Raw genomic sequence first — 26,974 nt, forward strand, 5'->3', positions numbered from 1 at the left:
AGCTGTCAGCTCAGCCCTTACTGCCCCAGCACCACTTTGGCGTGGCGCAGCACTTTGTCGCCGAGGTAGTAGCCCTTCTCCACCTCGTCCACCACCTTGCCCTTAAGGTCTTCCGACGGGGCCGGAACCTGGGCAATGGCCTCGTGCAACTCGGGGTCGAAGGCGGTGCCCACGGCGTTCATCGGGGTCAGGCCCTTCTGTTCCAGGGTTTTAATCAGCTTGTTCTGGATAATATCGACGGCCTCGCGCACGGTGCCGGCATCCTGAGTGTCCTGGGTATGGTGGCGGGCCCGATCGAAGTCGTCGAGCACGGGCAGCAGCACGGCCATCAGCTCCTGGTTGGCGCTCTTGAACAAATCGATGCGCTCCTTGCTTGTGCGCCGCTTGTAGTTCTCGAATTCGGCCGCCTGGCGCAGGTACTTATCCTTAAGGTCGGCCAGCTCGGAGCCGGCCGCCGGGGCGTCGGTTTCGGGCGTCGTCTCGTCGGTCATTTCGCCAGCGGCAGCGGTGGCGGGGTCGGTCATATTGTCGTCCTGGGGCAGGTTCTGCTCGTCAGCCATAGTCGTAAAATATCGGCGGAAAGGGTTTTTCACTGGATTAGCCATGTAGGCAAGGGGCCGGTTGCAAGCAATAGGCCAAAGGCTGTCTGGCTGCCAGGTTGGCACAAAAAGCGAGTAGGGTGCGGGGCCTGTTCCCGCTCGTTGTTGACCGATACCGCCTAATCAAGCGAATACTGTTCGGTTACAACAAGCGGGAACAGGCCCCGCACCCTACTCGTTCAATCGGCCCTTTACTCCGCGTGCAGCGCCGTCCAGATCAGGTCCTTCAGCGGCTGAATGTTCTTGTTGGTGAGGCTGGAAATGAAGATGGTGGGCAGTTCGGTGGGCAGCGTGGCCCGGATTTCGGCCTCCAGCTCCTCATCGAGCATATCCGACTTGCTGATGGCTAACAGGCGCTTTTTGTCCAGTAGTTCGGGGTTGAACTGCTCCAGCTCGCTGAGCAGTACCTGGTACTCGGCGTTGATGTCGGGCGAGTCGCAGCTGATCATAAACAGCAGAATCGAGTTGCGCTCGACGTGGCGCAGGAAGCGGTGGCCCAGGCCCTTACCTTCGGCCGCGCCCTCAATAATGCCCGGAATGTCGGCCATCACAAACGACTTGTAGTCGCGGTAGGCTACCACCCCGAGGTTGGGCGTGAGAGTGGTGAAGGCGTAATCGGCAATTTTGGGCGTGGCGGCCGACACCACCGAGAGCAGCGTGCTTTTGCCCGCGTTCGGGAAGCCCACCAGGCCCACGTCGGCCAGCAGCTTCAGCTCCAGAATCACCCACTCGTCGATGCCGTCCTCGCCGGGCTGGGCGTACTGGGGCGCCTGGTTGGTGGCCGACTTGAAGTGGTCGTTGCCCAAGCCGCCGCGGCCGCCGGGCGTCAGAATCAGGCGCTGGCCGTCCTCGGTAATTTCGAGCTTCTTCTCGCCCGTTTCGGCGTCGCGGGCCACGGTGCCCAGGGGCACCTGGATGATGATATCCTGGCCCTGCTTGCCGGAGCGCAGGTTTTCGCCGCCGCCTTCGCCGGCCTCGGCAATCAGGTGTTTTTTGTACTGCAGGTGCAGCAGCGTCCAGAGCTGGGAGCTGCCTTCCAGGATGATGTGGCCGCCGCGGCCGCCGTCGCCGCCATCGGGGCCGCCGTTGGGCAGGCCCTTGGCCCGGAAGAAGTGGTGCGAGCCCGCCCCGCCCCGACCCGAGCGGCAATTGATTTTAACGTAGTCGATGAAGTTATTGGAAGCCAAATCTGGAGGAGCTAGAAGGTAAAAGCCAGGAGAATAGAAGCGGAGGTGAAAAAACCTGTCATCCTGAGCATGTGGCGTATCAAGCCAGTGTCGAAGGACCTTGTTAAGGCAGCACGAATCGTTGTTGCGACAGTGCTACCGTAGTAAGGTCCTTCGACACTGGCTTGATGCGCCACATGCTCAGGATGACAGGGGGTTTGGAAGCTGCTCTATTTCAACAGCCGCAAAGTTACGCTTTTACTTCCTGGGTAGCCTGCTGGCTGCCTTCGGGGGCGGCGGGCTGGTGCTGGTCGAGAATGGCGCAGATCTGCCCGAAGATTTCGTCGATGCCACCAATGCCGTTCAGGGCGTGAAATTTGTTCTGGGCGGCGTAGTAGCCGGCTACCTGGGCCGTTTCGGTGTTGTACACCGTCACGCGGCGGCGGATTTTAGACTCGTCCTGGTCGTCGGGGCGGCCCGAGGTTTTGCCCCGCTCCAGCAGGCGCTTCACCAGCTCCTGCTCCTGCACCTCCAGGGCCACCATGCACGTTACCTTGGTATCGTGCTCGGCCAGCAGCCGGTCGAGGCTCTCGGCCTGGGGCACCGTGCGCGGGAAGCCATCAAAGATGAAGCCCGCGGCCTGCTCGTTCTCCTGCAGGGCCGAGCCAATCATGCCGATAACCACCTCGTCGGGCACCAGCAGGCCTTCGTCCATGAGCTTCTTGGCCTGCAGGCCCAGCTCGGTGCCACGGGTAATCTGGGCCCGCAGCAGGTCGCCGGTCGAGAGATGAACCAGGTTATAGCGGGCAATCAGCTTCTGACTTTGCGTGCCTTTACCGGCTCCGGGAGGGCCGAAGAGTACGAGATTGAGCATGAGCAGCGAGGAGTTACGCGGAAGGATAAAATGGGGGGGGGTTGGGAAATATAAGCACGAAACGGCAAACGCCCCGCGCAAAGCTACGGCCGGAATCCGGCATCGGCAGCGGCAGTCCGGCTTATACGGCCTGATAGACGTCGGGGTAATTGCGGCCCAAACCGTCGAAGTCGAGCCCATAGCCCACGATGAAGTCGTTGGGGATGGGCAGGCCCACGTAGCGCAGCGGTAGCTCGTGGAGCAGGCATTCGGGCTTGAGAAACAGCGTGGCGACTTCCAGCGAGGCCGGCTGCTGGGCACCCAGCGTATCGAGCAGCATGCGCATAGTGTGGCCCGTGTCTACGATGTCTTCTACCAGCACCACGTGGCGGCCTTGCAGCTCCTCGGTCAGGCCCAGCACTTCCTGGATTTCGCCGGTGCTGCTGGTGCCCTGGTACGAGGCCACCCGGATAAAGCAGACCTCGCAGGGCAGGCTGATGTGCTTGAGCAAATCGGCGGCGAACATGAACGAGCCGTTGAGCACCACTACAAACAGCAGCTGCCGGCCGGCATAATCCTGATTGATGCGGCCGGCCACTTCGGCAATGGCCGCCGTCAGCTCCCGGGCCGACAAATAAGGCTTAAACTCTTTGTCGTGCAGCGTAATATGGTCGGGGTTCATCCGCTTGAGGTTGGGCGCAAAGTCAATAGGCAGGTCAAAGGTAGGCTTTAGCGGTTAGTTGTTGCTGACTGGCACCCGGAAAGCCGCCTGTCCTCCTGAGCCCGCGAAGGACCTATACCGAAGCCAACAGCAAAGAGTTGTTGCTGATTTGGGTTCGCAAAGCCACCTGCCATCGTCCGCAAAGTCACTTGTCCTCCTGAGCCTGCGAAGGACCTGTACAGAAGCTATTACGAGGAATTACCTTCTGTACAGGTCCTTCGCAGGCTCAGGAGGACAGGCGTTTCTTTTTCCGGCCTCCTGCCCTACCGTACCACCACTACTGCACCAGTTGCCGCTGCCGGGGCCGCCATCCGTATGTGGCTGGCCGGCACTTCCGGGGCCTGCACTACGCCGCGCGAAGGAGCGGCAATGTGCGGAGCAATTACGAGCGAAACGATGCTCATCAGCTTGATGAGGATGTTCATGCTGGGTCCTGAGGTGTCCTTGAACGGGTCGCCCACCGTGTCGCCCGTAACGGAGGCCTTGTGGGCGTCGGAGCCTTTGTACTGCATCACGCCGTCAATCAGCACGCCCTTTTCAAACGACTTCTTGGCGTTGTCCCAGGCCCCGCCGGCGTTACTCTGGAAGATGGCCATCAGCACCCCGCTCACCGTGACGCCGGCCAGCGTGCCACCCAGCACCTCGGGCCCGAAGGTGAAGCCCACCAGCACCGGTACCACCAGGGCAATAGCACCCGGCAGCATCATCTCGCGGATAGCGGCCTGGGTGGAAATGGCCACGCACTTCTCGTACTCGGGCCGGCCGGTGCCCTCCATGATGCCCGGAATCTCGCGGAACTGCCGCCGCACTTCCTGCACCATGGCCATGGCCGCCCGCCCCACGGCCGAAATAGCCAGGCCCGAGAAGATAAACGGAATCATAGCCCCCACGAACAGCCCCGCCAGCACCCGCGCGTTGCTGATGTCGATGCTCGTGATGTTGGCCGTGCCCATAAAGGCCGCGAACAGGGCCAGCGACGTGAGGGCCGCCGAGGCAATGGCGAAGCCCTTTCCCGTGGCGGCGGTGGTGTTGCCCACGGCGTCCAGAATATCGGTTCGCTCGCGCACTTCCTTGGGCAGGTCGCTCATTTCGGCAATGCCGCCGGCGTTATCGGCAATGGGGCCGAAGGCGTCGATGGCCAGCTGCATGGCCGTGGTGGCCATCATACCGGCGGCGGCAATGGCCACGCCATAGAGGCCCGCAAACTCGTAGCTGAGGATGATGCCCGCCGCCAGCACCAGAATCGGCAGCACGGTGCTTTCCATGCCCACGGCCAGCCCGCCGATAACGGTGGTAGCGTGGCCCGTGGAGCTTTGCCGCACGATGCTCAGCACCGGCCGCCGGCCCATGGCCGTGTAGTACTCGGTGATGATGCTCATCAACGTGCCCACCACCAGGCCCACCACCACGGCCCAGAACACGCTCATGGCGTTAAACGTCACGCCCCGAATCACGAGGTCTTCGGCGGGCAGCATCCAGCGGATGATAAAGAACGAGGCTACCGCCGACACGGCCACCGACACGTAGTTGCCGAAGTTCAGGGCCGCCTGCACGTTGCCGCCCTCCTTCACCCGTACCAGCAGAATGCCAATCAACGAGGCCACGATGCCCATGCCGGCAATCACCATCGGCAGCAGGATGGGCGAGAGGCCCTGAAACTGGTCGCCGCGGGCAATAACCTCACGGCCCAGCACCATGGTCGCCAGAATGGTGGCCACGTAGGAGCCGAACAAGTCGGCGCCCATGCCGGCCACGTCGCCCACGTTGTCGCCCACGTTGTCGGCGATGGTGGCGGGGTTGCGGGGGTCGTCTTCCGGGATGCCGGCTTCCACCTTGCCCACCAGGTCAGCCCCCACGTCGGCGGCTTTGGTGTAGATGCCGCCGCCCACGCGGGCAAACAGGGCAATGCTTTCGGCCCCCAGCGAGAAGCCGGTGAGCACCTCCAGGGCCGTTTCCATCTCGATGCCGTTGGCCGTGCCGCCCTTACTCACCACAAACAGCTGGTAAAAGACGATGAAGAGCGAGCCCAGCCCCATCACGGCCAGTCCGGCCACGCCCATGCCCATCACCGAGCCCCCCGAAAACGACACGTTCAGGGCCTTGCTCAGGCTGGTGCGGGCCGCCTGGGCCGTGCGCACGTTGGCCTTGGTGGCAATCTTCATCCCGATGTAGCCCGCCAGCGCCGAAAGGAACGCGCCAATAATAAAGGCAATAACAATCACGGGACTCGATTTCTCGCCCGTGCTGCCCAGATAGAACAGAAAGGCCGAGGCAATCAGGCCGAAGATGACCATCACCCTATACTCCGCCTTCAGGAAGGCAATGGCGCCATCGGCAATGTAGCCGGCAATGGTGCGCATGCGCTCATCGCCGGCGTCCTGCCGGCTCACCCAGCCCGAGCGCACCCAGGTATATACAAGCGCAAAAAGGCCCAGTACGGGCACAGCGTAAAGAACAGGCATCATAAGCGGTGGGAAGTGGGTTTGGTTGAGGAAGCGTTTAGGTGGGGTAAAATAGAGTTTATTACCCAATACCCAATGGGTTAGCGGCAAGCTACAAGCCGCAAGCTTCAAGCTGACCGCCTACTAGTTCAGCAAAGCAAAGAGCCCTATCACACCAAGTAGCCCAAAAAACAGCTACTCTCGACGTGATGGGCTCTTCCTTGTCTGCCAGAAGGCAGTGTGGTCAGCCTGAAGCTTGCGGCTTGTAGCTTGCCGCTTTCCTACAACTCCTTTATCAGTACCTGATACAGTGCCAACATGCTCTCCACATCCCGCTTGTCCACAATTTCGTCGGGTGAATGCACATTGTCTTCGGGGGCGCCAATGAAGCACCAGTCCCAGGGCTGGGCGCCGTGCTGCAGTTCTTTAGCGTCGGAGCCGCCGCTGCCCTCCACTTCCAGCTGGTGCGGGATGCCCGAGGCCGCGGCAATCCGGCGGATGCGGTCCACGTAGGCGCGGCGCGGAATCAGCGAGTCGCGCAGGCTGATGGCCACGCCCTGGCCGGGCTGCACACCTTCGGTTACCCAGGTGATATCCGAAATTAGGGCCTGGCGTACACCGTAGGTTTCGTAGATGTACTTGGCCAGGTAGGCTACTGAGCCGCCGCCATGCTCCTCCCAGCATGAGAAGACCACGATGCCGTGCTCCAGCGTTTCGCACAGCCGCAACGCATTCCAGACGCCCAGTCGGTTATCGAGGTAGCAGCTCTGCACAGTGGTTTCGGTTTCGCGGAAGTCGCAGTAGAATGTCAGTTCCGTACCCCGGTCGAGGTCGCGGTGATAGTCGTAGCTCAGGGCGCCGGTATGGTCGTCCACGACCAGCAGGCAGTCGATAGCCCCCTGCGAATCCTCCCCCACCAGCCGGTAGCCGGTTTCGGCCACCGGCCCGCCGATGCGCACCAGTTGCCGGCCGTAGCGCACGGTGAAGCCGATGCTGTCGAGGTGGGCAAAAACGGCGGTCCGGGGTCTACCAAACACCAGAATAATGCAATCCTGAAATTCCGACCCGGCTAGTATCTTTGGGGCCGTGTGCCACTGGGCCTGATGCTGCTGCACGTAACGTAGCACAAATTCTGTGAGTTGGGTTTCGTGGCCGGCAGGGGCCGGAATCTGGCACATAGCGCGTAAAAGCTCCATTCGCTGTATTTTTTTTGTCCAAAATAGCGCTAAAAGTTCTACTTTAGCCTTTCCGTCGGGCAGCAGCGGGCCCGTTTTCACTTTAGCCTGCCGCCGCGACTTGCCGAGCGTATGCGTCAATTGTTACAATTATTCTTTTCCTTCCTGCTGTTACTGCTACCCTGGGTTGCCCGTGCCCAGCAGCCGGCGGTTACCCCGCCCCCGCCCTCTGAGGCTACCCGCTCGGAAAAGATGGGCCCCGACTCCACCCACTCCGATCTGCTGCCCGACTCGACCCGGCAGGTGAAGCTGGAAAATGTTGATGTGGCTCCGGCCGCCATCGATATTTCGGGCTGGCTGCTGCTCGACAAGGATATACAGACCGAGCTGGAGGGGGCCGTGTACAACCTCTACAACTTCAAGTACGACAAGGCCGAGCGGCAGTTCCGGAGCCTGCGCCGCCGTTACCCCAGCCACCCGTTGCCCTACTTCCTGCTCGGACTCAGCACCTGGTGGAAAATCGTGCCGACCGGCGTTCAAACCAAGATCTATGACCGGCAGTTTTTTGCCTACATGGATACCACGATAACCAAGGCCGAAGCGCTCTACAGGAAAGACAATAAGAACTACGAAGCCTGCTTTTTCCTGGCTGCCGGCTACGGCTTCGACGCCCGTCTGCACGCCGAGCGCCGCGACTGGCGCAAGGCTACCGTGAGTGCCAAACGCTGCCTGGACTACCTCGATAAAAGCAAGGAAGCCAACGGCCTAAGCCCGGAATTTCTGTTCGGGCAGGCGCTGTTCAACTATTATGCCGTCTGGATTCCGGAAAACTACCCGCTGCTCAAACCCGTGTTGCTCTTCTTTCCGAAGGGCAACAAGCAGTTGGGCTTACAGCAATTGCGCAACGTAGCCGAAAACGGTTTCTACGTGGGCCCCGAAGCCCGTACTTACCTCATGCGCATCCTGCTCATTGAGGAAGATAAGCACTCCGAAGCCCTGCCCGTAGCCCGCTACCTGGCCACCACCTACCCCGACAACGCCTTCTTCCAGCGCAACTACGCCAATGCCTGCTTCCGCGAGGGCCAGTTTCACGAGTGCGAGCGGGTAAGCCGCGACATGCTCGATAAGCTGGGCCGCGGCCTGCCCGGCTACGAAGCCAACGGTGGCCGCTATGCCACCTACTTCCTGGCTTACTTCATGCAGCACAAGTACAAGAACCTGGATAAGGCCCGCGACTACTACCAGCGCTGCATCGTATTTGCCGAGCAGAACGGTGAAACGAATTACGGCTTCTATCTGTTCGCCAACCTGGCTCTGGCCCGTCTCGCCGCTGATGCCAAGGATACCCGCTCGGCCCGTCGCTACTACACCGTCATCCTGGAGAAATCCGACCGGAAGTCGGAGCAGTACAAGGAAGCCCGGGAGTATCTGGCAGCGAAGTAGGGTCGCAGACTTAAGTGTTCATCAGCTTAACCGGAAGCTGGTTAAGCTGTCCTTGCCAAGCCCGCTTAGCGGAAGGCTTGAAATTGCCTGCAAGGCTCTTTGTGAATTTGGCATGACGTACTTTACGCTATTACTGCCAGCAGCGCCCTCTATTCGCTTCCATATATGGACTTAAAGGACCTCTTCCTGACGCCGTTTTATCTGGCCCTGTTCTACGGGCTGGCTTTCGCGGTGCGTAAGCGGTTTACAAACGCTTTAACCAAAAAGTATTTTATCCCGGCGCTGTCCGTCAAATTTCTGGGGGCTATTTCGCTGGGCCTGATTTACCAGTTTTATTATGGTGGCGGCGATACGTTCAATTATTACACGCACGTAAAAATAGTTTACCAGGCTTTCAGCGACTCTCCTGCACTAGGGCTCAAGTTAATCTTCGGACCGGCAGTTTACGATCCGTTGACAATAAAATACACCGGTCAGATGTACTGGTATGACTCTGCCACTGAATACTTTGTTGTTCGTGTGGCTGCATTTTTTGCTTTGTTATGCTTCAATACTTATTCGATTATCGGCCTGTTTTTCGCTGCGCTCAGTTTCTCGGGAATGTGGGCAATGTATCTTACATTTCTACGCATATATCCCCTGGCCTATAAGAAACTCGCTATTGCCGTATTCTTTTTACCCTCAGTATTTTTCTGGGGCTCCGGACTATTAAAGGACTCCTTGTGCATGGGGGCATTAGGATGGGTCTTTTACGGTTTCTATCATGCACTTATAGAGCGCAAAAGCATACCGACGGCCCTTACTCTGGGTGGGATTGGCATATATGTGCTGATTTCGGTGAAGGTGTATATCCTGCTTTCCTTTATGCCACCAGCTTTACTCTGGGTTTTCAACGAGAACAACCAGCGCATCAAAAGTGCTTCGGTGCGCTTATTTCTAAAACCTTTGTTTTTGTTGGTAGGCCTGGGCTCGGCTTATTTTGGTGCCACCAACCTGACCGCTGGCGATGAACGGTTTGATGTTGATAAAATAGGGGAACGCACTAAAATCACGCAGGAGTATTTGAGCACGTATGTCAGTAGCGGTTCATCTTACAATATTGGCCAACTTGATGGCTCTATCGGCTCTATCGTAAAAGTAGCCCCTCAGGCCATCATCGTCTCGCTATACCGTCCCTTTCTCTTCGAAGCAAATAACCCGGTTATGTTATTGTCAGCTCTGGAGGCTACGCTGTTCATTTATTTAACTATTTCTCTATTTTATCGCACAGGAATTTCGAAAGGCCTACGCTTAATTGCGGCACGCCCTATTCTCTTATTCAGCTTTTTATTCTGCCTCATATTTGCGGTAGGGGTAGGAGTAAACAGTGGCAATTTCGGCACATTGGTGCGCTACAAAATCCCGTTGATGCCGTTTTACTTAGCCGCCCTGTACATCATGCAGTCGATGGCTCAAACCAGGAGCCGGCCCAAAACAGGCACCACGGTTCAGCTGAACAAAGCCAGGAAATTTGGCTCGTTAGCCACTACCGAGTAGCGTTGCTCCACCGTCTGGCGGGCCGCCAGCCCCATCCGGGTGCGCAGATCGGGGTCAAGTAGCAAACGGCGCAGGGCAGCTTCCCACTCGTCCGGGGTCGTGCAGATATTGCCATTCGTGCCATCCGTTACCACTTCGGTATTCATACCAACCGGCGAAACCAGGGCCGGCTCGCCCAGGGACATGTACTGCAGGGCCTTGAACGCACACTTGCCCTGGGCCCACTTATCATCCTCCAGCGGCATCAGCCCCACGTGAAAGGCCAGTAGATCGGCAATTTCGGTTTCCTTGCGCCAGGGCTGGTACACTAAACTCTGCAGGGGCAATTCGGGCGGCTGGTTGGAAATTACCCGGAACTCGAAGTCGAATTCCTGTTCCAGTTTAGCCAACACCGGTACCACTTGGGCAATGTACTTAAGCGTGGAGTGCGTACCCGTCCACCCAATAACCAGCCGGCCCGGGGCAGTCTGGTCGCGGACCTGATTGTGCAGGTGTTCGGTGTCGATGGTAGTAGGATTGATGACGGCCCGTGGGTTAAACTGCCGGGCGTAGTCGCGCAAATAGGCATTGCCGCAGCTCACCTTGTAGGCCCAGCGGCAAATGCTTTCCACCTTGTGATGCCACTTGATGCCCGCCACGATTTTATTGGCCGCCGAGGTGTTGGGAATCCAGATGGCGTCGTCGAAATCGTAGATAATTTTCTTACCCCATACTTTCGCCAGTAGCCACTCAAATATGGGTGGCCCGATGGGCGAAGCCTCCCGATGAATGAAGACATAGTCGTACTTGCCCGCCGTAAGCAGTTGGGCAGTACGCCGCACAAAACCGCCAAGAATGCCCAGCGCCTTGCGCACCTGGTGGCCAGGCAGATACAGAATGCGCCAGGTAGCCTCCGAAATAAACGGCGCTACCCGGTACTTATAGCCAGCTTTATCAAGGGCGTCGAAGTATTGCTCGAACCGGAACCGCTGCGATGGGGCCTTACCGGTAGGATAAGGAACCAGAAAAAGAATCTGCATACGTAACTATAAACTCCGGGCGGAAGCGCAATCCGGTAGTAGGGAACAAAGGTAACGCGGTTGGCTTCGATAAGCTGCCCGGCCGCGCAGCCTATGCTTCGGCATCGACTGGTATCTTTGAGCTAGCCCCCTTACCCTCATGCTGCCCTCGCCCCTGCCCGCTGATTTTATTCCCTTCAACCGCCCGCATTTAGCAGGGCCGGAGCTCGAATATATCCGGCAGGCGGCCGCTGCCGGGAAGCTTTCGGGCAACGGTGAATTTACCCGGCGCTGCCAGCAGTTTTTCGAGCAGCAGTACGGCATTGCGAAGGCTTTGCTCACAACCAGTGGCACTGCGGCGCTGGAAATGGCGGCCCTGTTACTCGATATCCAGCCCGACGACGAGGTTATCGTGCCCAGCTACACGTTCACTTCCACGGCCAACGCTTTCGTGTTGCGCGGGGCCCGCATCGTGTTTGCCGACAGTTGCCCCGATCATCCCAATCTGGATGTTGCGCAGCTTGAAGCCCTCATCACGCCGCGCACCCGCGCTATTGTACCGGTGCACTATGGCGGCCAGGCCTGCGATATGGCAGCCCTGCTGGCACTGGCCGAGCGCCACAATTTGTGGGTGGTCGAAGACGCCGCTCAGGCCATTGAAGCCAGCTACCAGGGCCGCTCCCTGGGTACCTTTGGCCATCTGGCTGCTTTCTCCTTCCATGAAACCAAGAATCTGAGTGCCGGTGAAGGGGGCCTGCTGGCCGTCAACGACCCACGGCTGGCCGCCCGCGCTGAAATCATCTGGGAAAAGGGCACCAACCGCGCCGCCTTTGCCCGGGGCGAAGCAGCGCGCTACGAATGGGTCGACGTGGGGTCCTCCTTCCTGCCCTCCGAACTGAACGCCGCCTATCTATGGGCGCAGCTGGAGTCCCGTAAGATCATCCAGCAGCGGCGGCAGCAGCTCTGGGAGCGGTACGCCGCCGCACTCGGTCCGCTAGCTGCTGCCGGGACTTTCCAACTGTTGCCTGCCCCCCCCATTGGCACTCAGCCCAACTGGCACCTGTTCGCCCTGTGCTGCTCATCCAGAACCGAGCGCGACGCCCTGCTGGCCTACCTGCTGCGTCACCACATTCTGGCCGTGTTCCACTACCTCCCCCTGCACGCCAGCCCCTACTACGCCCCCCGGCACGATGGCCGTTTGCTTCCCAACGCCGACCGGTTCGGCCAGACGCTGATTCGCCTGCCGCTCTATCACGATTTGCAATTTGAGCAGCAGGACCGGATAATTAGATGTATCGAAAACTTTTATAAGCGGAAGTCACATCGCACGTTGTAGGGTGCGGGTCTTGCCCCCGCCCACCGTTTAACGAATCCAGCAACTGTCGCCCAACAACGGGCGGGGACAACCGAAGGACAGCGAAGCTAAGCTCCGCACCCTACACCGTGTCAGCAGCCCGCTTAACGACCGACCGGCATAACAGCAGGCACGTAGAGTCTGCCACCTGGCCGCTGGACGCCCCGCTCCCCTACTCCGCCAGCACCGCCGCGTACAGCTTCCCCAACTGCTCATACGTGGCCTCGGCCCGAAACTTATGGCGCACGAACTCCCGGCCCGCAGCGGCATACTTACGGCGCAGCTCCGGGTCGGCACCTAGTGCCAACAGCGCCTGGGTCATGGCCGGCACGTCCCGGTTAGGCACTAAAATCCCCGAACGGCCGGACTCGAATAACTCAGCCGGCCCTCCGCAGTCGGTAGCAATTAATGGGGTTCCGAAGTAGAGTGCGTCGAGGCAGGTTAGCGAAAAGGATTCCGATTCGGAAAAATTCAGCACGATATCGGCCTGTTTGATGGCCGCTTCTACATCCTGCACGAAGCTGCCGAAGGTCACGACCTGCGCTAAGCCGGCCGCCGACACCGCAGCTTCGAGCTGCCGCCGGTAGGCCCGGTTTTTCTCCAGCCCCATGTCGCCACCCGCGAAGTGCAGGCGCAGGCTGGGCTGCTGCGCATAAGCCGCTTTAAATGCTTCCACGGCGAAGTTCTGCCCCTTGCCCATAATGTAGTTGCCCAGAAACAAGGCTCGTACGGTACCATCAGGGCGGGCCGTCAGGTCAGTCGGTGGGTACTTCTCACCCTCCGGAACCGGATCGAAAACGACCTGCACCTGGGGCAGTGGCCGGAAATACGAGTATACGGCCTCCGATACGCAGACCACCCGCTGGGCCAGATGCTCAGCCACCCAGCGCCAGGTACGCGCCAGCGGCTGCATCTGCGTATGGGGCAGAAACCGCACGTGGGTTATCAGGGGCCGCCCGGTGAGGAGCCGCGCTACCACGCCCGTCAGGTTATAGAAGTCGTTCATGTGCACTGCGCCCGCCCGCTCCCGGCGCACCAGCGCCGCCAGCCGCCAGCCGTTGAGCAGCAGCATGGGTCCGTAGAGTAGCAAGCTGCGCACCCGCTTGCTGATTTCCACGAAGGGCAGTTGGTGCACCCGGTAACCGGCCGCTTCCAGCACCCCCCGCCCCTTGCTGCCGCTGGGCAGCACGTACACAAACTCGTATCGGTCGCGCAGCTGGTCGGTAGCGTTGCGCATAGCCATCAGGGCTCCGGTTATGGCCGTCGAATTGTCGACAATTATGATTTTGGCAGGCCGACGCATTAAGCTATCAGAACTTTCTGTACTAGATCAAGCCACTGTTGCGCCACTTTTTCTCTCGTGAAGTTCTGCATGCGCTTACTAGCAAGGTTTCCTAAACGCTGTCGCTCAACTTCATTTTCCAGGAGCGCACACAATGTATCTACCCAAATCTGCTGGTCACTTTGTAGAGAGTCTGTTTTATCCAATACGGGCATCAGAAAACCGAAATCAGCCTTCTCAGCCCGCCGAATGTTCCGGACAGCTACATCGGCAGCCGCGCTCAGTATTTCCCGGGGCCCCGTGGGGCAGTCTGCCGCTATAACCGGCCGCCCGCAAACCATCGCCTCACCCAAAGCCATAGGAAATCCTTCATTTAAAGAAGGCAGGACAAATAAAGTACTACGGGCAATAAATTTGTGCGGGTTGTCCTGAAAGCCGGCCAGTAGCACTGCTGCCTGTTCTGCCTGCCCTGGAGCATCCGTTGCCTCATAAACTGGTAACTCCAGCGCCTGGCAACGGGCAACAATAGCCTTGTACTGTTCACCCTGTCCGACGAGCAGCAACTTACAGGTCGGGTTTCTCTGCCTGACCCCGGCAAATACATCAAGCAAAGCAAGCAAGTTCTTCTCCGGTGCAAACCGACCAGCAGTAGCTATTACGGGGTAGGTCGCCATAATTCCGGCGTAGGGTTCCGGTAAGCTCTGGGCGGCCCGCTGACGAATCAGGCTATCATCAAAATAATTATTAATTACTCCGACTCGGTCTGCAGGTATACCTATCTCATCAACCAGTTCTGCCCGAATACCCTGGCTCACGGTTACTACGTACGAGGCCCGGCTATACAGAACCGGAATAAGCAGACGACGGCGTAGCCAGCCTAATGGACCGGTGATATTTCGGTCGTGCAGCTTTGAGCCGTGAACACACAGGATCTTTTTACCAGTATTCCCGCTCAGGATATTAACATAGTCTGCCCCCTCTAAATGACTGATAGTTACCGCTATGCTGCGTGCTTCTTTTATCTGCCGCAGCTTCTGGCAGCGCTGCCAGAAATGGCCCATCCGGGATAGTACGCCCCCACCACCAGCCACTGCCAGTGTCAGCAACTCCCCACTCGGAATATAGCCATCAGCCTGCTCCAGATTGAATACGCACTCGGTAAGCCGGTAGGTGGGCGCGAACAATTGCGCATGATCTGCAAATACCCGCTGTGCTCCTCCCATTCCCAGATTAGGAATCAGCAGCAGCAACGGCGGATTCTCCTGTAGCTTGGTCATGGCTTAGAAAAGGTGCTTGAGAGAGGCCAGAAAGCGCCGCCGCCACAGAACTGTCGGATCGGCCTGCACGGCTTTAGCCAGATAGCGTAGCGTGTCCAGGCGTCGGGTCTTGGTCAAGGCAAGCGTGAGCGTTATAAACGTGTAGCGGTTGGCCACAAAGTAATCCACCTGCTTCGGATACCGTCGGGCAAAGTTCTTATTGCCCGCCATGAGTTCAGCAAAAAACTCATCCCGCACCCGTATGGCATCGGGGGCGATGGTGTTGAGGCTGCGGCCATCGTGCTCGCGCAAACAAAAGGTGCACTCTTCTATACTATGGAATGTGTATTGGCTGGCAATGCGCAGCCACAGCTCCCAATCCTCCGCCGAAGCCAACCGACGATCCTCCACGAAGGGGTTGTCCAGTGCCACGTCGCGTCGTACGAATACGCTATTGCAGGCAAGGAAATTATCGTGCAACAGGGCTTCATTTGTCGTCTGCCGGCTGAAATCTTTGACCTGCGCCAACACCTGGCCGTCATCGGCAATTATCTCATACCCGACATGCACAACTTCTACCTGGTCATGTTGGCTGACGTATTCCCTCACTGCCCGCAAATGACGGGGATACATTTCGTCGTCGCAGTCAAAGTAGTTTACGTATTGCCCCTTGGCTTGCCGCAACCCGTGGTTGCGGGCGGCACCCCGCTCTGCGTTGGCTTGCGTGAACACCCGGATTCTGGCATCAGTTGTCGCTATTTCCCGGGCTACCGCCAGTGTCTGGTCGCGGCTGCCATCATCAATGAGCAACAGTTCGAAATCCGTTTCCTGCTGCTGTAAAATAGTTTCTACGGTAGCGGCGAGAATATCTGCCCGGTTGTAGCAGGGCATTACAATTGAAAAGAAAGGGGACGACGTCATCACTGCTATTATAAAAGGCCTTTATTTTGCAGCAAACGCTTGTACTGCCTGGCCAGTTCTACCTGGCTGCTATCTGGATTGCGCAGCAGCCGTAATCCCAGCCAGCGAGTGAGATAGTATGCCTTGGTGCGTACCGCTCCATACTCACGGCGCAGGAACACATCCTCGTTCTGCAGGATCATGCGCTGCTGATTCAGTTGCTTTTCGCGGCGCGTACTCTGGGAAAAATGGTGCAGTATGTGGGCGCTGGCAACGTAGCGGATACTGTAACCAAGTTTCCGGATGGCGTAGCTCCACTCCAGGTCTTCGGCGTACATGAAGAACTCATCGGGCAGCCGCTGTCCCGGCAGTTCGGTCAGTATCTGGCGGCGGAAGTGAAAGTAAGTCCCCCACACCCAATCGGGCTCACTATCCGACAGGTGGTGGAAAAAGCCTCCCTGAAGCAGCCGGCCCGCACGGGCCGGCCCCAGCAGTTTTTGCAGGCGCAGTAGTTCGACCAGCTGCAGGCGGGCCGAAGGGAAACGGCCGCATTGGTATTGCAGTTGGCCGGTAGGAAATTCCAGGCGGGCGGTAGCTATACCCAATTTCGGATCGGCTGCCAGGGCTTCGTACGTCAGCGTCAGGGCATCATTCAGGCAGGCCGCATCCGAGTTGAAGAGCAGAATTGTTTCGCCCGAAGCGTGCTGAATACCCAGGTTGTTGCCCTTGGCAAATCCGGAATTATCCGGATTCTGTACCAGCTTGATGGAGTTGCCGAAACGCTCGGTGAACAGCGCCGGGCTGCACTCGGTGGAAGCGTTATCTACGAGAATTATCTCGTAGCTGACTCCTTTGGTATGCTGCTGAATCGAGGCAATAGCTTCACTCGTGAGCTGAAAGGTGTTGTAATTGATTATAATAACAGAAACCTGAACCATAGCGGTAAGCATTAAGCAAGAATTTCAGTAAAAAGCTGCTGATATGCCTTTGCGCAGGTATCCATATCAAATTTGGTGCGAATGCGGCGCGCCCCCTGCCCGTGCGCTGCCAACGCTGCGGGAGCGTCGATGTACTGCTGCATGCAGCTGAGCAAACTCTCGGGCTGGGGAGTACCCTGGGGCTGCATAGCCACCAGCTGGCCACCCGGCGCTTCGTTGGCCGGAGTTATTATTTCCGGTATACCGCCTAAGTTGCTGGCAATAACCGGAATGCCGTGCTCGTAGAACTCGATGATGGACAGTGGCAATCCTTCGGAGAAGCACGAAGGCATAAGGCCGATATCGCACAGCGGCATGTATTGGTGAGGATTATCGACGTTGCCTACAAAGATAATTGCAGGCTGCTGCCCCCCCAGGCGGGTCCGGATGTCATCCAGGGCAGGGCCCTCACCCATGCACAGAAACTTCATTGCCCGATCAGGATTGTTTTCCAGCAGGCGCAGAAAAGCATCAACGGCGTAGTGCCACCCCTTTTGCTCGGTACCACGGCCTATCATGCCAAACACCAGGTCGGTGGGCTCTATGCCCAGCTCCCGCCGATCGGGCACTTGGCTCAGCACGGCAGCAGAGGCCGCCCGTACCCCGTTGTAAATCGTTACGACCGGCACTGTAAGTGGGGCTGTAACAGCGTTCTGGCCCTGCTGCACGGTGTTGTGCTCCGACTGGAAATCGGCCGCCATAATCCGGGCGCCAAGCACCCGCATCTCCTCTGAGAAGGCCGTGGCCCCGGAATGCCGGAGCAGCTGCGCCGCGTTGTTGGAAACCGCCACCACGGCCTTGCCCAGATTAGCGAAAGGTACGAACGACCAGTTGCCCATCTTGATGAGCATCGAGTAGCCGCCGTGGTCGGTAATCACGACCGGAACCGACAGCCAGCGGCACAGCGTAGTCAGTCGTGAGTTTTCTACCAGCACTTCGTGCCCATGCACTACCTCAATCCGGTAATAGATTACCGCAAACAGCAGAAGCAGGGTTTTGCATTTCTCATGAAAAGAGAATCGGGCACCCAGGCGGTAGAGCAGGGCATTTATTTTCCAGCATAGCTTATTAACCAGCGGATAGCGGTCCATGGCTATAACCGGCACTTTGGGGCTGAGGTATTGCGCCACCATGCCCTTATCGACCAACTGCTCACCCTGATTAAACAGGTAGACGGTATGGCCCTGCTCGGCCATGGCAGAAGCCAATGAAAGCGCCAACACATGAGAACCAGCCTTCTCCAAACACAGCGTAGTTGATAGTATTCTCATGTGGTTCTTTTCTTACTGTTTGGCGATGGTACGCTCGAACAACTCCTCGTACTGGTCGGTGCAGGAGCCCATCGTGTAGTGCTGCGAAGCCCGGCTGGCGTTGGCCGCGTGCTCGTTGTACACCGCGGGTTCGAGGTAGTAGCGCTCCAGAGCCTGAAACAGTTCATCCGGGCGGGGCTGCTGCGTAACGGGATCCAGCGAAATGAGTTGGCCGGTGGGCCCGACCGCAGAGGCCAGCAGCTCGGGAATACCGCCTACCCCGGTAGCTATCGACGGCAAGCCGTAGCTCATATACTCGATCAGTACCAGTGGCAGCGCCTCGGCCGGAAAGTAGGTGGGCAGCAGGCCCACATCGAAGCCGGCGATATAGAAGTCGGGGTTGGGCACCCGGCCGGCAAAGATAATATCCGGCTCGGCGGCGTACGTGTGGGCCAGCTCGTCGAGGTACTCGCTGCCGCCTACCAGCACCAGCCGCAACGGCCGGAGCCGGGGCTGCTGGCTCAGGCGGCGAAACGCATCAATGGCCTGCTGCCAGCCTTTGTCGGCCCGCCCCCGGGCCACCATTCCTACAACAAATGCATCGGCCGGTAGCCCCAGCTGCCCGCGCATGGCGGCGGCAGTGTACGTGGCGTTGGTGATTACGCCATTGTAGATAGTCTGCATCGACGGCAGCCCGGGAAAAGCCTGGGTCAGGTTAACCCGGCAGTAGTCGGATACGGCGACCACCTTCGCGGCCCCCCGCAGCACACCCACAAAGTCGCGGCGGCCCGTTGCCAGGAAGTGGTTGTACTCCCCGTGCTCGGTAATAACCAGGGGAATGCCGGCCTTTTGGGCAACTGGCAGGCTTAACGCATCAGAATAGGTTGCGTGGCTGCTCACCACATCGACACGGTAGCGGCGCAGACATGCCGCTAGATAGGCCTGTTGCTGCTGCTGGTAGAAGCCGGGAACCATACCCAGACGCTGCTGCAGCGCATTTATTTTGTACGACCAGAAGCTGCGCTGCGGCCGATCGAGCATGGACAGCACCTTCACCCCGGCAGGCAGCAGCCGCTTCACCAGGTCGTGGTCGATCAGTTCGGCCCGCTGGTTGAAAACGTACACCGCGTGGCCACGCCGGGCCAGCTCGGCCGCCAGATTCATGGCTAGTATTTCGCCGCCCCCAACCTGCAGCGACCACGTAGAAATAAGGATTCTCATACCGGATCAGGAGTTGCGAAAGCGCCTTAAAAACCAGTAAGTACCATTCACTAAAAAGAACTTGCAGTGTCTCCACTGGATCATTTTATTAGTAAGCCCTCTAGCGCCTGTTAGCCAACTGCCCTTGTATAAATTCAAAAAATCCTCTTGGCTAATCAGCAAAAAAAGCCGCTGCATGTTCAGTTCTCGGATAGGCTTACAGTAAGCAACAGCGGGTAGTTTACTAATTTTTACCCTCATCAAAATCCCCCAGTGAATCATCCTAGCATTGTCGTTCACAGCGCTAACTGGATGGACGCGCACTAGTGCATTGACATCATCATGGTGATCATAGAAAAACCGGGCATCTGATGCTGCACAGCGGATCCAATACTCCCAGTCCTCACATGCCATCAGTTCATTGTCGAACTCACCTACCCGCTGAACCAGTTGCTGGCGTAACATGGGGGCATGCACGACCATAATATTACCTTTTACTACTTCTTGTAATACTTCTGAGCCTTTGCCTGCAACCTGGGGCATCCACGCTTTATCCTGCATATCAATAGAGTCGCTAAACCGACTATTTGCACCATGCCGGAAATAGCGCACTTTCCCATATACCAAATCAACTTCTTGATGATTCTCTAAAAAGCGGACGTTACGTTCTAATTTACGTTCCGGCAATAAGTCGTCCGCATCAAGGAATTGTATATACTGACCTTTAGCAGCCCGTAAACCTGTATTCCGAGCCATAGATGGCCCTCCATTATCCTGATGAATATACCGGATGCGGGCATCCTGCGCGCACAGCTCGGCGCATACTTCTCTGGTATTATCCTTAGAGCCGTCATCAACTACAATACATTCCCAATGCGGGTATGTCTGCTGCTGCAGACTGGCAATAGTTTCGGGCAGAAAATGGCCGTAATTGTAGCAGGGTACAATTACGGACACCAATGGAGAAGACGGGTGACTCATTAGAAAGCTTGTTCGTACAAAAACCGCAGCTGCAAATACTGGCTATTATAAGTTATTGGCAATCAACTCATCATAGGTATGCACTGCGGCGATACGGCCGTCCTTCAATTCGTAGATCCGGTCGCACTGGCGCAGGGTGGTAATGCGGTGGGCGATGATAAGAATCGTTATATCGGTACCCGCGAGCTTATGAATGGCCTCATTCACTTCCCGCTCCGTCTGGTTGTCGAGGGCACTGGTGGCCTCGTCCATTACCAGCACCTGGGTTTGCTTGTAGAGTGCCCGGGCAATGCCGATGCGCTGGCGCTGGCCGCCCGAAAGCCGGGCGCCCCGCTCACCCGAAATAGTATCGAGCCCCTCGGGCAGCGTGCGCACAAACTCATCCAGCGAGGCCTGCTCCAGCGCATACTGCAGGCGCTGCTCGTCCGGGTGCTCTTCGCCCAGCGTAATGTTGTCGCGAATGGAAGCTTCCATCAGAAAGGTATCCTGCTTCACGTAGCCGACCAGCTCGTGCCAGGCCGTGGTGTACTCCCCGGTCAGGGCAGTACCATCTACCCTGATGCTGCCCTGCTGCTGCGTATAGAAGCGCAGCAACAGGTTCATGAGGGTGGTTTTGCCCGAGCCCGAGCTGCCAATAAACCCGATCTTCTCCCCTTTCTGCACCGTGAAGCTCACCTGCTTAAGCACTGGCTCGGGGGTGCCTGGGAAAGCGAACGTAACGTCGTCAAACTCAATCTGCCGCTTGAATTCAGGTAGGGGCAGCTGCAGCGGGGGCGTCGACTGCCACTCCTGCTCCCGGAACAGCGCCAGCGAATCGAAGGTATAGAGGTGCTGCTTTATGGTAACCAGCGAGGTGATGATGCGGTTGACGGAGGGCATCAGGCGGTAGGCCGCCGCCGCAAACAGCCCGACAATGGTTACCAGGCTGCCCGTGTCGTTGGAGAACAGCAGCGAGTAGAGAAAGATGGTAACCACGGCCAGAATGGCCACCATTTCGATAACCCGAACGGGCAGCAGGTTGTAGAGGTAGGCGCGGGCCTCCAGGTCCTGCAGGTACTCCTGGTTTTCATACACGCGCCGCCGGAAGCGCGAGAGTTTGTTGGCCAGCTTCAGCTCCACAAATCCCGCGAAGGTGTCAATTACCAGGGCGTAGGCCTTGGGCCGGTTGGCATCAATCTGCAGGCCCAGCGTTTGGGAACGGTTGCGCAGGGTGCGGTACGTAAGCAGCGCCGTGGGCACCAGCGTAACCATCAGAATAACGAACAACACCGGCTGGTAGAGCAGAATACCCAGCACCACCACAAACACAATAATTATCTCCGACAGAAAGATGAACAGCTGCCGGATAACCCCGTTGAGGTACGAGTTAGGCATTACCAGCGCATCGTTCACCATGCGGCCGGTACCCATTTCCTGAAACTTCCAGAAAGGCAGGCCGGTGTACTTGGCGAACTGACGGTCGATGATGCTCAGGGCAATATCGGCCGTGAAGCGCACCTGTTTGTAGTTGATCCAGCTCGTGAACAGGTTCTTGATCAGGAAGAAGACGAAGATGGCCAGAATGGCAAAAATCAGAAAAGACTTCTCCGACTGAAAGTTCAGCGCATCGTACAGCCAGGCCGACCAGCGGGTTGTCTGGACCGAACCCGGCGACGACGCCAGCATGACCACGGGCACCAAAGATGCCAGCCCGAAAACGTCGAGTAGGGAAGCAACCAGCAGCAGGATAAACATGCCTACTGCCCGCGTCTTGTCAGCGGGGGTAAGGTAGTGCAACAGGCTCCGCAACGCCTGCCCAATCAGGTTATTCTTCAACATCAACAGTATTTGGCCTTCGTAAGCAGAGCCGTAATCTATCTGAGCCGTGATGCTCAGGCAAAAAGCCAAGTGCTTTTAAGCCTGCAAAGGTAGCCAGCTCCGGATAAACTATTTGGCGTCATAGGCATATTACGTACGCAGAGTGCCCCGCAACAGGTCAAACGCTTTGTAGGGTAGCCCCAAAGAGGCCATGACGTACAACAACCCTGCCGTTAGGGAGCGTTGGTTCTGCCACCGCTTCTTCAGCCACTTCGAAGCAGACGCACCACCGGTCTTATAGATCAGTTCGGCCTGCTCGTTTACATGCTCGTTGATGATGGCATCACCCTCCGCGCTGTAGCCGAAATGCTTAACCAAAAGCTCAGCCGTTGATTCGTAGAATTTTGTGGAGCGAGAATGCCAGATAGAAGTAGGAATCAACCTATATTTTACAGAAATATAGTCCGAGTAGACGAATTTGTATTTTCTAGCGAGCCTCAGCAGCATGTCCCAATCCTCGTAGAACAAGTTGCCATCAAATCCTCCCATTTCTTCAAGCAGTTGGGTCTTGAATAAGATACTCGGCGCTGGCACAAAGTCTCTCCTCAACAGATTTTCGAATACGTTTTTTTTTAACAGATCTTCGATATCTGCTTTAGACTTTTTTAACAAGGATTCACCTTGCATTTCGCCACGCTCATTCATTATATAAGCGTCGCTGAAAACAAAAGCAACATCATCTTCAGATGATTCCAGTATAGGGACTTGCACAGACAATTTATCCGGCATCATCATATCATCGGAAGCAATTATAGACATATACTTACCAGATGATTGTTTCAGCATCTCGTTAGCCACGGCACATACGCCTTTATTGAATTCGTGCTTAACGAACACATACTTTATGGCCTGTTTTTCAAGCCATTCATCAATCTTCGCAACTGAATCATCAGTCGAGTAATCGTCAATTATAATTAACTCTATATTGGAATAAGACTGGCTTTTGATACTTTCCAGAGTATGAATAAGGTATTTTGAGTTATTGTATGAAGACATACAAACGCTAACAAGCGGCACTTCGATTGATATCATTTCCTTATTCATGACTTGAAACAACTTGTGGATCTAATTTTTTCAAAAGTTTAGCTGGATTACCCCCAATGACAGAAAATGATTCAAATGATTGATTTACATAGCTATTTGCAGCAACAACACAAAAATCTCCCAAAACCACATTAGGCATGATTACGCTATTTGCTCCAATCCAACAATCGTTTCCGATTTTCACCTTTCCCACTATCAATGGAAAGTATTTCTGCATAGCTGTGCTTGCGTTAGGCCCAGAGCTAGACATTATGTTTACATTCTGAGCAATACTTACTCGCTCACCTATCTCAATATGGTCAGCATAACCTTGTATAAAACAATTAGGCCCTATATAAGCGGACACTCCGATATGCAAAACATTATTGCTTGAACCGAAAACAGTACAATATTTACTTATTTTTACATTATCGCGAATATCAACATTATTCAAAGAACTTGTGCCATCCACTTCGACATTTTTACCAAGTTTGATATTAGATAATATCATCGTTTTTTTTAGAAAAAAGTTTCAAACATTTATAAAAATATTCAATAGCAATATCATCTATATTTTGATGAACAGGAATGAAAAAACTGTGTTCACCATAGAAAACGCTACAATGAATACCACAAGACCACATAAATTCTTTTAGCTCAACTAAATTCCAGACTTCAGGGGCCTTAAACATGAACACCCCAGGCACTCCATCATTCTTAGAAATGAATTTAAATCTATCAACTATTCCAATATCCTTTAAAACAAGCGACAATTTTCGATGATTCTCTCTTCTCTTATCCGATATTAATTCAATATCATTGTGGAATACTGCCAAACTAGTGCGCAAATAGTGCAATGTCTCATCATCTACTAGATGTCCACCAGCCACTGAATTACCAGCTAGTACTCCGCCCATTTGCATAGGGAAATATTTAGCAAAACTGTATATTACAAAGTCCCCTATTTGACCAATTTTGTTATCAATAGTTGAAGAAGCGTATGAATAACAACAATCTTCTATAATAGGCAACCCGAATCTTTTTAATTCATCAACACCATGGTAAGGAACGCCGAATTCATGATTAACAAATATCGCTTTTGTATTGTTTTCAATAATACGAGACCAACTACAATGCATTGATATTTGATTAGTTACACAAGCACTAATATACTTGTTTCCTGTACTGGTTAATATAGTAACACAATCCGCCCGATCTAAATTTATTCTTTTTAATGCTTCATCTATTGCTTGCCTGCCATTCGCAGTATACACAAAAGGCTTCTTAGTTATATGCTCTGCTACACTATTATCTACATTTGATGTATTTACACGGACGCCCTCTTTGTATTTTACAAATCTATTATCAAAGGGATTCAACCTATATATTGGAAGAAGATCCGAATCTATATCAAATACAAATCCCTTATTCACAAATGGTTTACTCATAATTTCTAAGCGTTTTTTTATAAGAATCTATAACTTCTATAACAGAACCAAATCCCTCCTTTTGATTAAGAAGGCCAGAATTCAATATTCCTTTGCTAGTGGATATACCGAATGAAAATCTTGAATATTTACCCTTGATTTCTATCAATATGAAATTTAAAATTGCATCAACTGCACCATTTTTCTTGCCTATGTCATTAGCTGAGATATACTGGGTGTGAACAAAGCCATTGTTGCTATCTGAAAACACAACCACTCCGGCTATTATTTCACCCTCTATATTCGCTATATAAAGCTTAATATTATCGGGAAATCTTGATTTGAGCAGTATTATCTCATTTAATGAATGAACAGGGATGACTTTATGGCTGTTCCACAAATTGTCAGTTAATAAATCCCAAAAATCTTTAAACTCATTACTTTCACTAATTACAACATTATTTCTTTGCGCTTTTCTGATATTATCCTTCCTGCCTTTACTAAATGTCAGTTCATAAGAAAGATCGACTACCGAATTCAATTCTCTGCTATGTAATACAAATCCTTTATCAGAAAAATAGAACAGGTTTGCTTCGCTGTAACGCGAACAGAATACACTAGGCACTGGCTTGATTATGACTTCACTAAATCCCTGTTTAATAAAATTATGAATTAGCAGATCATATATGGATTCTATCAAATTATATTTTAGATTATTTACATAAACCAAACCTCCATAGGTAAGGCCAGGATGAGCAATCAGTACAGCACTATTTTCATCAGAGTGTTTTCTTCCAGCAACGAAAACAGCTATTAAATCCTTTTTATCAAATATCAAATACGAGAAATCTTCAAATACAGCAGCGTGATACTCCATGTATTCTCTTCTAAACAGGAACGTTCCATTGATAGATTTATCAATGAAGTCGTTCCAAGCTTTATTATAATAATCAGAATATCTGACAACCTGCAAATCGTTTCCCATTTTGTTACTTACTTTCAGTAATTTTATGCAGTGATTTCATATTCTCAAAGTCTGTATATGACCTAATATAATCCTCTTCAATATACTCCTGAGAGGTCAAACACATTAATACTGCTTGATGAGAGAACATAATTGTCCGCCAATACAGCTTAGGAATATACAGTCCGACATTTGGCGAATCCAGAATAAATTTTTGATTCTCCCCCCTTAAGTTTTCCAGGTCAAATTCTATCCGACCGCTTGTGGCGAAAATTATCTGCTCCAGATCGTGGTGGGCATGGTGGCCACGAACTACCGAGTCGGGCGTGTCGTAAGTCCAGTAAACCCGTTTAATCTCAAAAGGAAGTTCACTGTTCTGGGCAACTGTGATAAAGCCCAACTCTGCGGATCCGGTTTTTGCGAACTCGATTAGATGGGGCACAGACATGGCTCTACTTCCCCTCATAAAAATCATGTATGGCGCTGGCCACCGCTGTTACGTTTGCCTCGGTCATTCCGGGCCACATCGGCAGGCTCAGGCTGGTTGCTGCCAATTGCTCCGCTATTGGAAAGCTTCCCAGCGCGGGCTGCAGATGCGCGTATGCCTGCTGACGATGGGGCGGCACCGGGTAATGAATCAGCGTACCAACACCCGCTTCCGTCAGGTGCTGCTGCAAAGCATCTCGGCGGGCAGTGCGTACTACATACAGATGGTAAACGTGCGTGCAACCAGCGGCAGTAAGTGGCAGTAGCAACTCATCGTTTCCAAGTCCCGTTAGCTGTTCGTTGTACCAGCCGGCAATCTGCTGGCGCTGGCGCGTCCATTCGGGCAGGTAATTAAGTTTCACCCGCAGCGCTGCCGCCTGCAACTCATCAAGGCGCGAGTTGTAGCCGATTACTTCGTTGTAGTATTTCTGTCTGGAACCGTAGTTGCGCAACGTCCGCAGGGTCTGGGCAACTTCGTCGCTGCTGGTAGTTATAGCTCCGGCGTCGCCGAGTGCGCCTAAGTTTTTACCGGGGTAAAAGCTCGTTGCATTGGCGTGTCCGAAGCTACCGGTCAGGCGGGCATCAGCCGTAGCCCCCTGGGCCTGGGCATTATCTTCTATTACGGCCAGGCTGTGCCGGCGCGCAATCTCCATAATGGCCGTCATCTCACAGGCCTGGCCATACAGGTGCACGGGCATTATGGCCCTGGTGCGCGGGGTAATGGCTGCTTCGATCCGCTGGGGGTCGATATTGTACGTAACCGGGTTGGGCTCGACCGGCACAGGCACTGCGCCTACGTACGAAACTGCCAGCCAGGTAGCAATATAAGTGTTGGAAGGAACCAGTACTTCGTCGCCGGGACCAATACCCAATGCCAGCAACGACAGGTGCAGGGCATCCAAGCCGTTTGCTACCCCAATGCAGTGCGCACTCTGGTTGAAGGTGGCGTAAGCCGCTTCAAACTCACTCACCTCCTGCCCCAGTACGTACCAATGCGAGTCGTAAACCCGGCCCAATGCCTCCATTATCTCTCCACGGATAGGCTCGTGCTGAGCAGCAAAGGACAGAAAAGGGATTTTCATACA

24 protein-coding genes are annotated in these 26,974 nt (G+C 54.9%); 3 read left to right on the top strand and 21 right to left on the bottom strand.

Annotation, left to right across the window (positions count from 1 at the left end; translation table 11 throughout):
- Positions 1 to 17: 17 nt before the first annotated feature.
- From BMY67_RS12860 to BMY67_RS12885, 6 genes are all read right to left on the bottom strand, one after another.
- A complete protein-coding gene (locus BMY67_RS12860; RefSeq protein ID WP_092772201.1) occupies positions 18 to 560 on the bottom strand; it encodes a nucleotide exchange factor GrpE in 543 nt (180 codons plus the stop codon).
- Between the two features lie 230 nt (positions 561 to 790).
- The gene (obgE, locus tag BMY67_RS12865) at positions 791 to 1,786 is read right to left on the bottom strand and encodes a GTPase ObgE (RefSeq protein WP_092772203.1); all 996 of its coding nucleotides are present in this window, start codon (positions 1,784 to 1,786) and stop codon (positions 791 to 793) included.
- Positions 1,787 to 2,015: 229 nt separating this feature from the next.
- Positions 2,016 to 2,639 (bottom strand): adenylate kinase, encoded by a 624-nt coding sequence (locus BMY67_RS12870; protein WP_092772205.1) that lies wholly within the window; start codon positions 2,637 to 2,639, stop codon positions 2,016 to 2,018.
- A gap of 121 nt (positions 2,640 to 2,760) precedes the next feature.
- Positions 2,761 to 3,300, bottom strand: a complete 540-nt coding sequence (gene hpt / locus BMY67_RS12875; protein ID WP_092772207.1) for a hypoxanthine phosphoribosyltransferase — start codon at positions 3,298 to 3,300, stop codon at positions 2,761 to 2,763.
- Between the two features lie 302 nt (positions 3,301 to 3,602).
- On the bottom strand, positions 3,603 to 5,804 hold the full coding sequence (locus BMY67_RS12880; RefSeq protein ID WP_092772209.1) for a sodium-translocating pyrophosphatase: 2,202 nt from the start codon (positions 5,802 to 5,804) through the stop codon (positions 3,603 to 3,605).
- Positions 5,805 to 6,061: 257 nt separating this feature from the next.
- Positions 6,062 to 6,976 carry a M20/M25/M40 family metallo-hydrolase gene (locus tag BMY67_RS12885; protein WP_177189815.1) on the bottom strand — a complete coding sequence of 305 codons (915 nt, stop codon included), beginning with the start codon at positions 6,974 to 6,976 and terminating at the stop codon, positions 6,062 to 6,064.
- A gap of 111 nt (positions 6,977 to 7,087) precedes the next feature.
- Here BMY67_RS12885 and BMY67_RS12890 point away from each other — a divergent pair, with 111 nt between their 5' ends.
- Positions 7,088 to 8,398 carry a tol-pal system protein YbgF gene (locus tag BMY67_RS12890; RefSeq protein WP_092772213.1) on the top strand — a complete coding sequence of 437 codons (1,311 nt, stop codon included), beginning with the start codon at positions 7,088 to 7,090 and terminating at the stop codon, positions 8,396 to 8,398.
- A gap of 165 nt (positions 8,399 to 8,563) precedes the next feature.
- Positions 8,564 to 9,934 (top strand): hypothetical protein, encoded by a 1,371-nt coding sequence (locus tag BMY67_RS12895; RefSeq protein ID WP_092772215.1) that lies wholly within the window; start codon positions 8,564 to 8,566, stop codon positions 9,932 to 9,934.
- On the opposite strand, the gene BMY67_RS12900 is transcribed toward BMY67_RS12895, so the two are convergent.
- Positions 9,886 to 10,953: a glycosyltransferase gene (locus BMY67_RS12900; protein ID WP_092772217.1), complete on the bottom strand. Its 1,068-nt coding sequence runs from the start codon at positions 10,951 to 10,953 to the stop codon at positions 9,886 to 9,888. The genes BMY67_RS12895 and BMY67_RS12900 overlap by 49 nt on opposite strands.
- A gap of 139 nt (positions 10,954 to 11,092) precedes the next feature.
- Between BMY67_RS12900 and rffA the strand changes: the two genes are divergently transcribed.
- Positions 11,093 to 12,268: a dTDP-4-amino-4,6-dideoxygalactose transaminase gene (gene rffA, locus BMY67_RS12905; RefSeq protein WP_092772219.1), complete on the top strand. Its 1,176-nt coding sequence runs from the start codon at positions 11,093 to 11,095 to the stop codon at positions 12,266 to 12,268.
- 190 nt (positions 12,269 to 12,458) lie between these two features.
- On the opposite strand, the gene BMY67_RS12910 is transcribed toward rffA, so the two are convergent.
- The 14 genes from BMY67_RS12910 to BMY67_RS12970 form a co-directional block, all read right to left on the bottom strand.
- Positions 12,459 to 13,589, bottom strand: coding sequence for a glycosyltransferase family 4 protein (locus tag BMY67_RS12910; protein ID WP_092772221.1), 1,131 nt, complete (start codon positions 13,587 to 13,589; stop codon positions 12,459 to 12,461).
- Complete coding sequence (locus BMY67_RS12915; RefSeq protein ID WP_092772223.1) at positions 13,589 to 14,845, bottom strand: glycosyltransferase; 1,257 nt, start codon at positions 14,843 to 14,845, stop codon at positions 13,589 to 13,591. Before BMY67_RS12915 ends, BMY67_RS12910 begins: the two co-directional genes overlap by 1 nt.
- Before the next feature lie 3 nt (positions 14,846 to 14,848).
- Positions 14,849 to 15,715: a glycosyltransferase family 2 protein gene (locus BMY67_RS12920; RefSeq protein ID WP_177189816.1), complete on the bottom strand. Its 867-nt coding sequence runs from the start codon at positions 15,713 to 15,715 to the stop codon at positions 14,849 to 14,851.
- Positions 15,716 to 15,753: 38 nt separating this feature from the next.
- Entirely contained in the window at positions 15,754 to 16,662 is a 909-nt protein-coding gene (locus BMY67_RS12925; protein WP_177189817.1) for a glycosyltransferase family 2 protein, read from the bottom strand.
- An 11-nt stretch (positions 16,663 to 16,673) separates the two neighbouring features.
- Positions 16,674 to 17,972, bottom strand: a complete 1,299-nt coding sequence (locus BMY67_RS12930; RefSeq protein ID WP_092772229.1) for a glycosyltransferase family 4 protein — start codon at positions 17,970 to 17,972, stop codon at positions 16,674 to 16,676.
- A 12-nt stretch (positions 17,973 to 17,984) separates the two neighbouring features.
- On the bottom strand, positions 17,985 to 19,172 hold the full coding sequence (locus BMY67_RS12935) for a glycosyltransferase family 4 protein (RefSeq protein ID WP_092772231.1): 1,188 nt from the start codon (positions 19,170 to 19,172) through the stop codon (positions 17,985 to 17,987).
- Positions 19,173 to 19,178: 6 nt separating this feature from the next.
- Positions 19,179 to 20,108 (bottom strand): glycosyltransferase family 2 protein, encoded by a 930-nt coding sequence (locus BMY67_RS12940; protein ID WP_177189819.1) that lies wholly within the window; start codon positions 20,106 to 20,108, stop codon positions 19,179 to 19,181.
- A gap of 69 nt (positions 20,109 to 20,177) precedes the next feature.
- Positions 20,178 to 21,950 carry an ABC transporter ATP-binding protein gene (locus BMY67_RS12945; protein WP_092772235.1) on the bottom strand — a complete coding sequence of 591 codons (1,773 nt, stop codon included), beginning with the start codon at positions 21,948 to 21,950 and terminating at the stop codon, positions 20,178 to 20,180.
- A gap of 129 nt (positions 21,951 to 22,079) precedes the next feature.
- On the bottom strand, positions 22,080 to 23,033 hold the full coding sequence (locus BMY67_RS12950; protein ID WP_092772237.1) for a glycosyltransferase family 2 protein: 954 nt from the start codon (positions 23,031 to 23,033) through the stop codon (positions 22,080 to 22,082).
- Positions 23,026 to 23,523 carry an acyltransferase gene (locus tag BMY67_RS12955; RefSeq protein ID WP_092772239.1) on the bottom strand — a complete coding sequence of 166 codons (498 nt, stop codon included), beginning with the start codon at positions 23,521 to 23,523 and terminating at the stop codon, positions 23,026 to 23,028. Before BMY67_RS12955 ends, BMY67_RS12950 begins: the two co-directional genes overlap by 8 nt.
- Entirely contained in the window at positions 23,510 to 24,460 is a 951-nt protein-coding gene (locus BMY67_RS12960; protein ID WP_092772241.1) for a DegT/DnrJ/EryC1/StrS family aminotransferase, read from the bottom strand. Before BMY67_RS12960 ends, BMY67_RS12955 begins: the two co-directional genes overlap by 14 nt.
- On the bottom strand, positions 24,453 to 25,424 hold the full coding sequence (locus tag BMY67_RS19005) for a GNAT family N-acetyltransferase (RefSeq protein ID WP_143069817.1): 972 nt from the start codon (positions 25,422 to 25,424) through the stop codon (positions 24,453 to 24,455). Before BMY67_RS19005 ends, BMY67_RS12960 begins: the two co-directional genes overlap by 8 nt.
- A 4-nt stretch (positions 25,425 to 25,428) precedes the next feature.
- Positions 25,429 to 25,851, bottom strand: a complete 423-nt coding sequence (locus BMY67_RS12965) for a sugar 3,4-ketoisomerase (protein WP_092772243.1) — start codon at positions 25,849 to 25,851, stop codon at positions 25,429 to 25,431.
- Positions 25,852 to 25,855: 4 nt separating this feature from the next.
- Positions 25,856 to 26,971: a DegT/DnrJ/EryC1/StrS family aminotransferase gene (locus tag BMY67_RS12970; RefSeq protein ID WP_092772245.1), complete on the bottom strand. Its 1,116-nt coding sequence runs from the start codon at positions 26,969 to 26,971 to the stop codon at positions 25,856 to 25,858.
- Between the last annotated feature and the right edge of the window lie 3 nt (positions 26,972 to 26,974).

This window comes from Hymenobacter actinosclerus, from assembly GCF_900111515.1.
Taxonomy (GTDB): Bacteria; Bacteroidota; Bacteroidia; order Cytophagales; family Hymenobacteraceae; genus Hymenobacter; species Hymenobacter actinosclerus.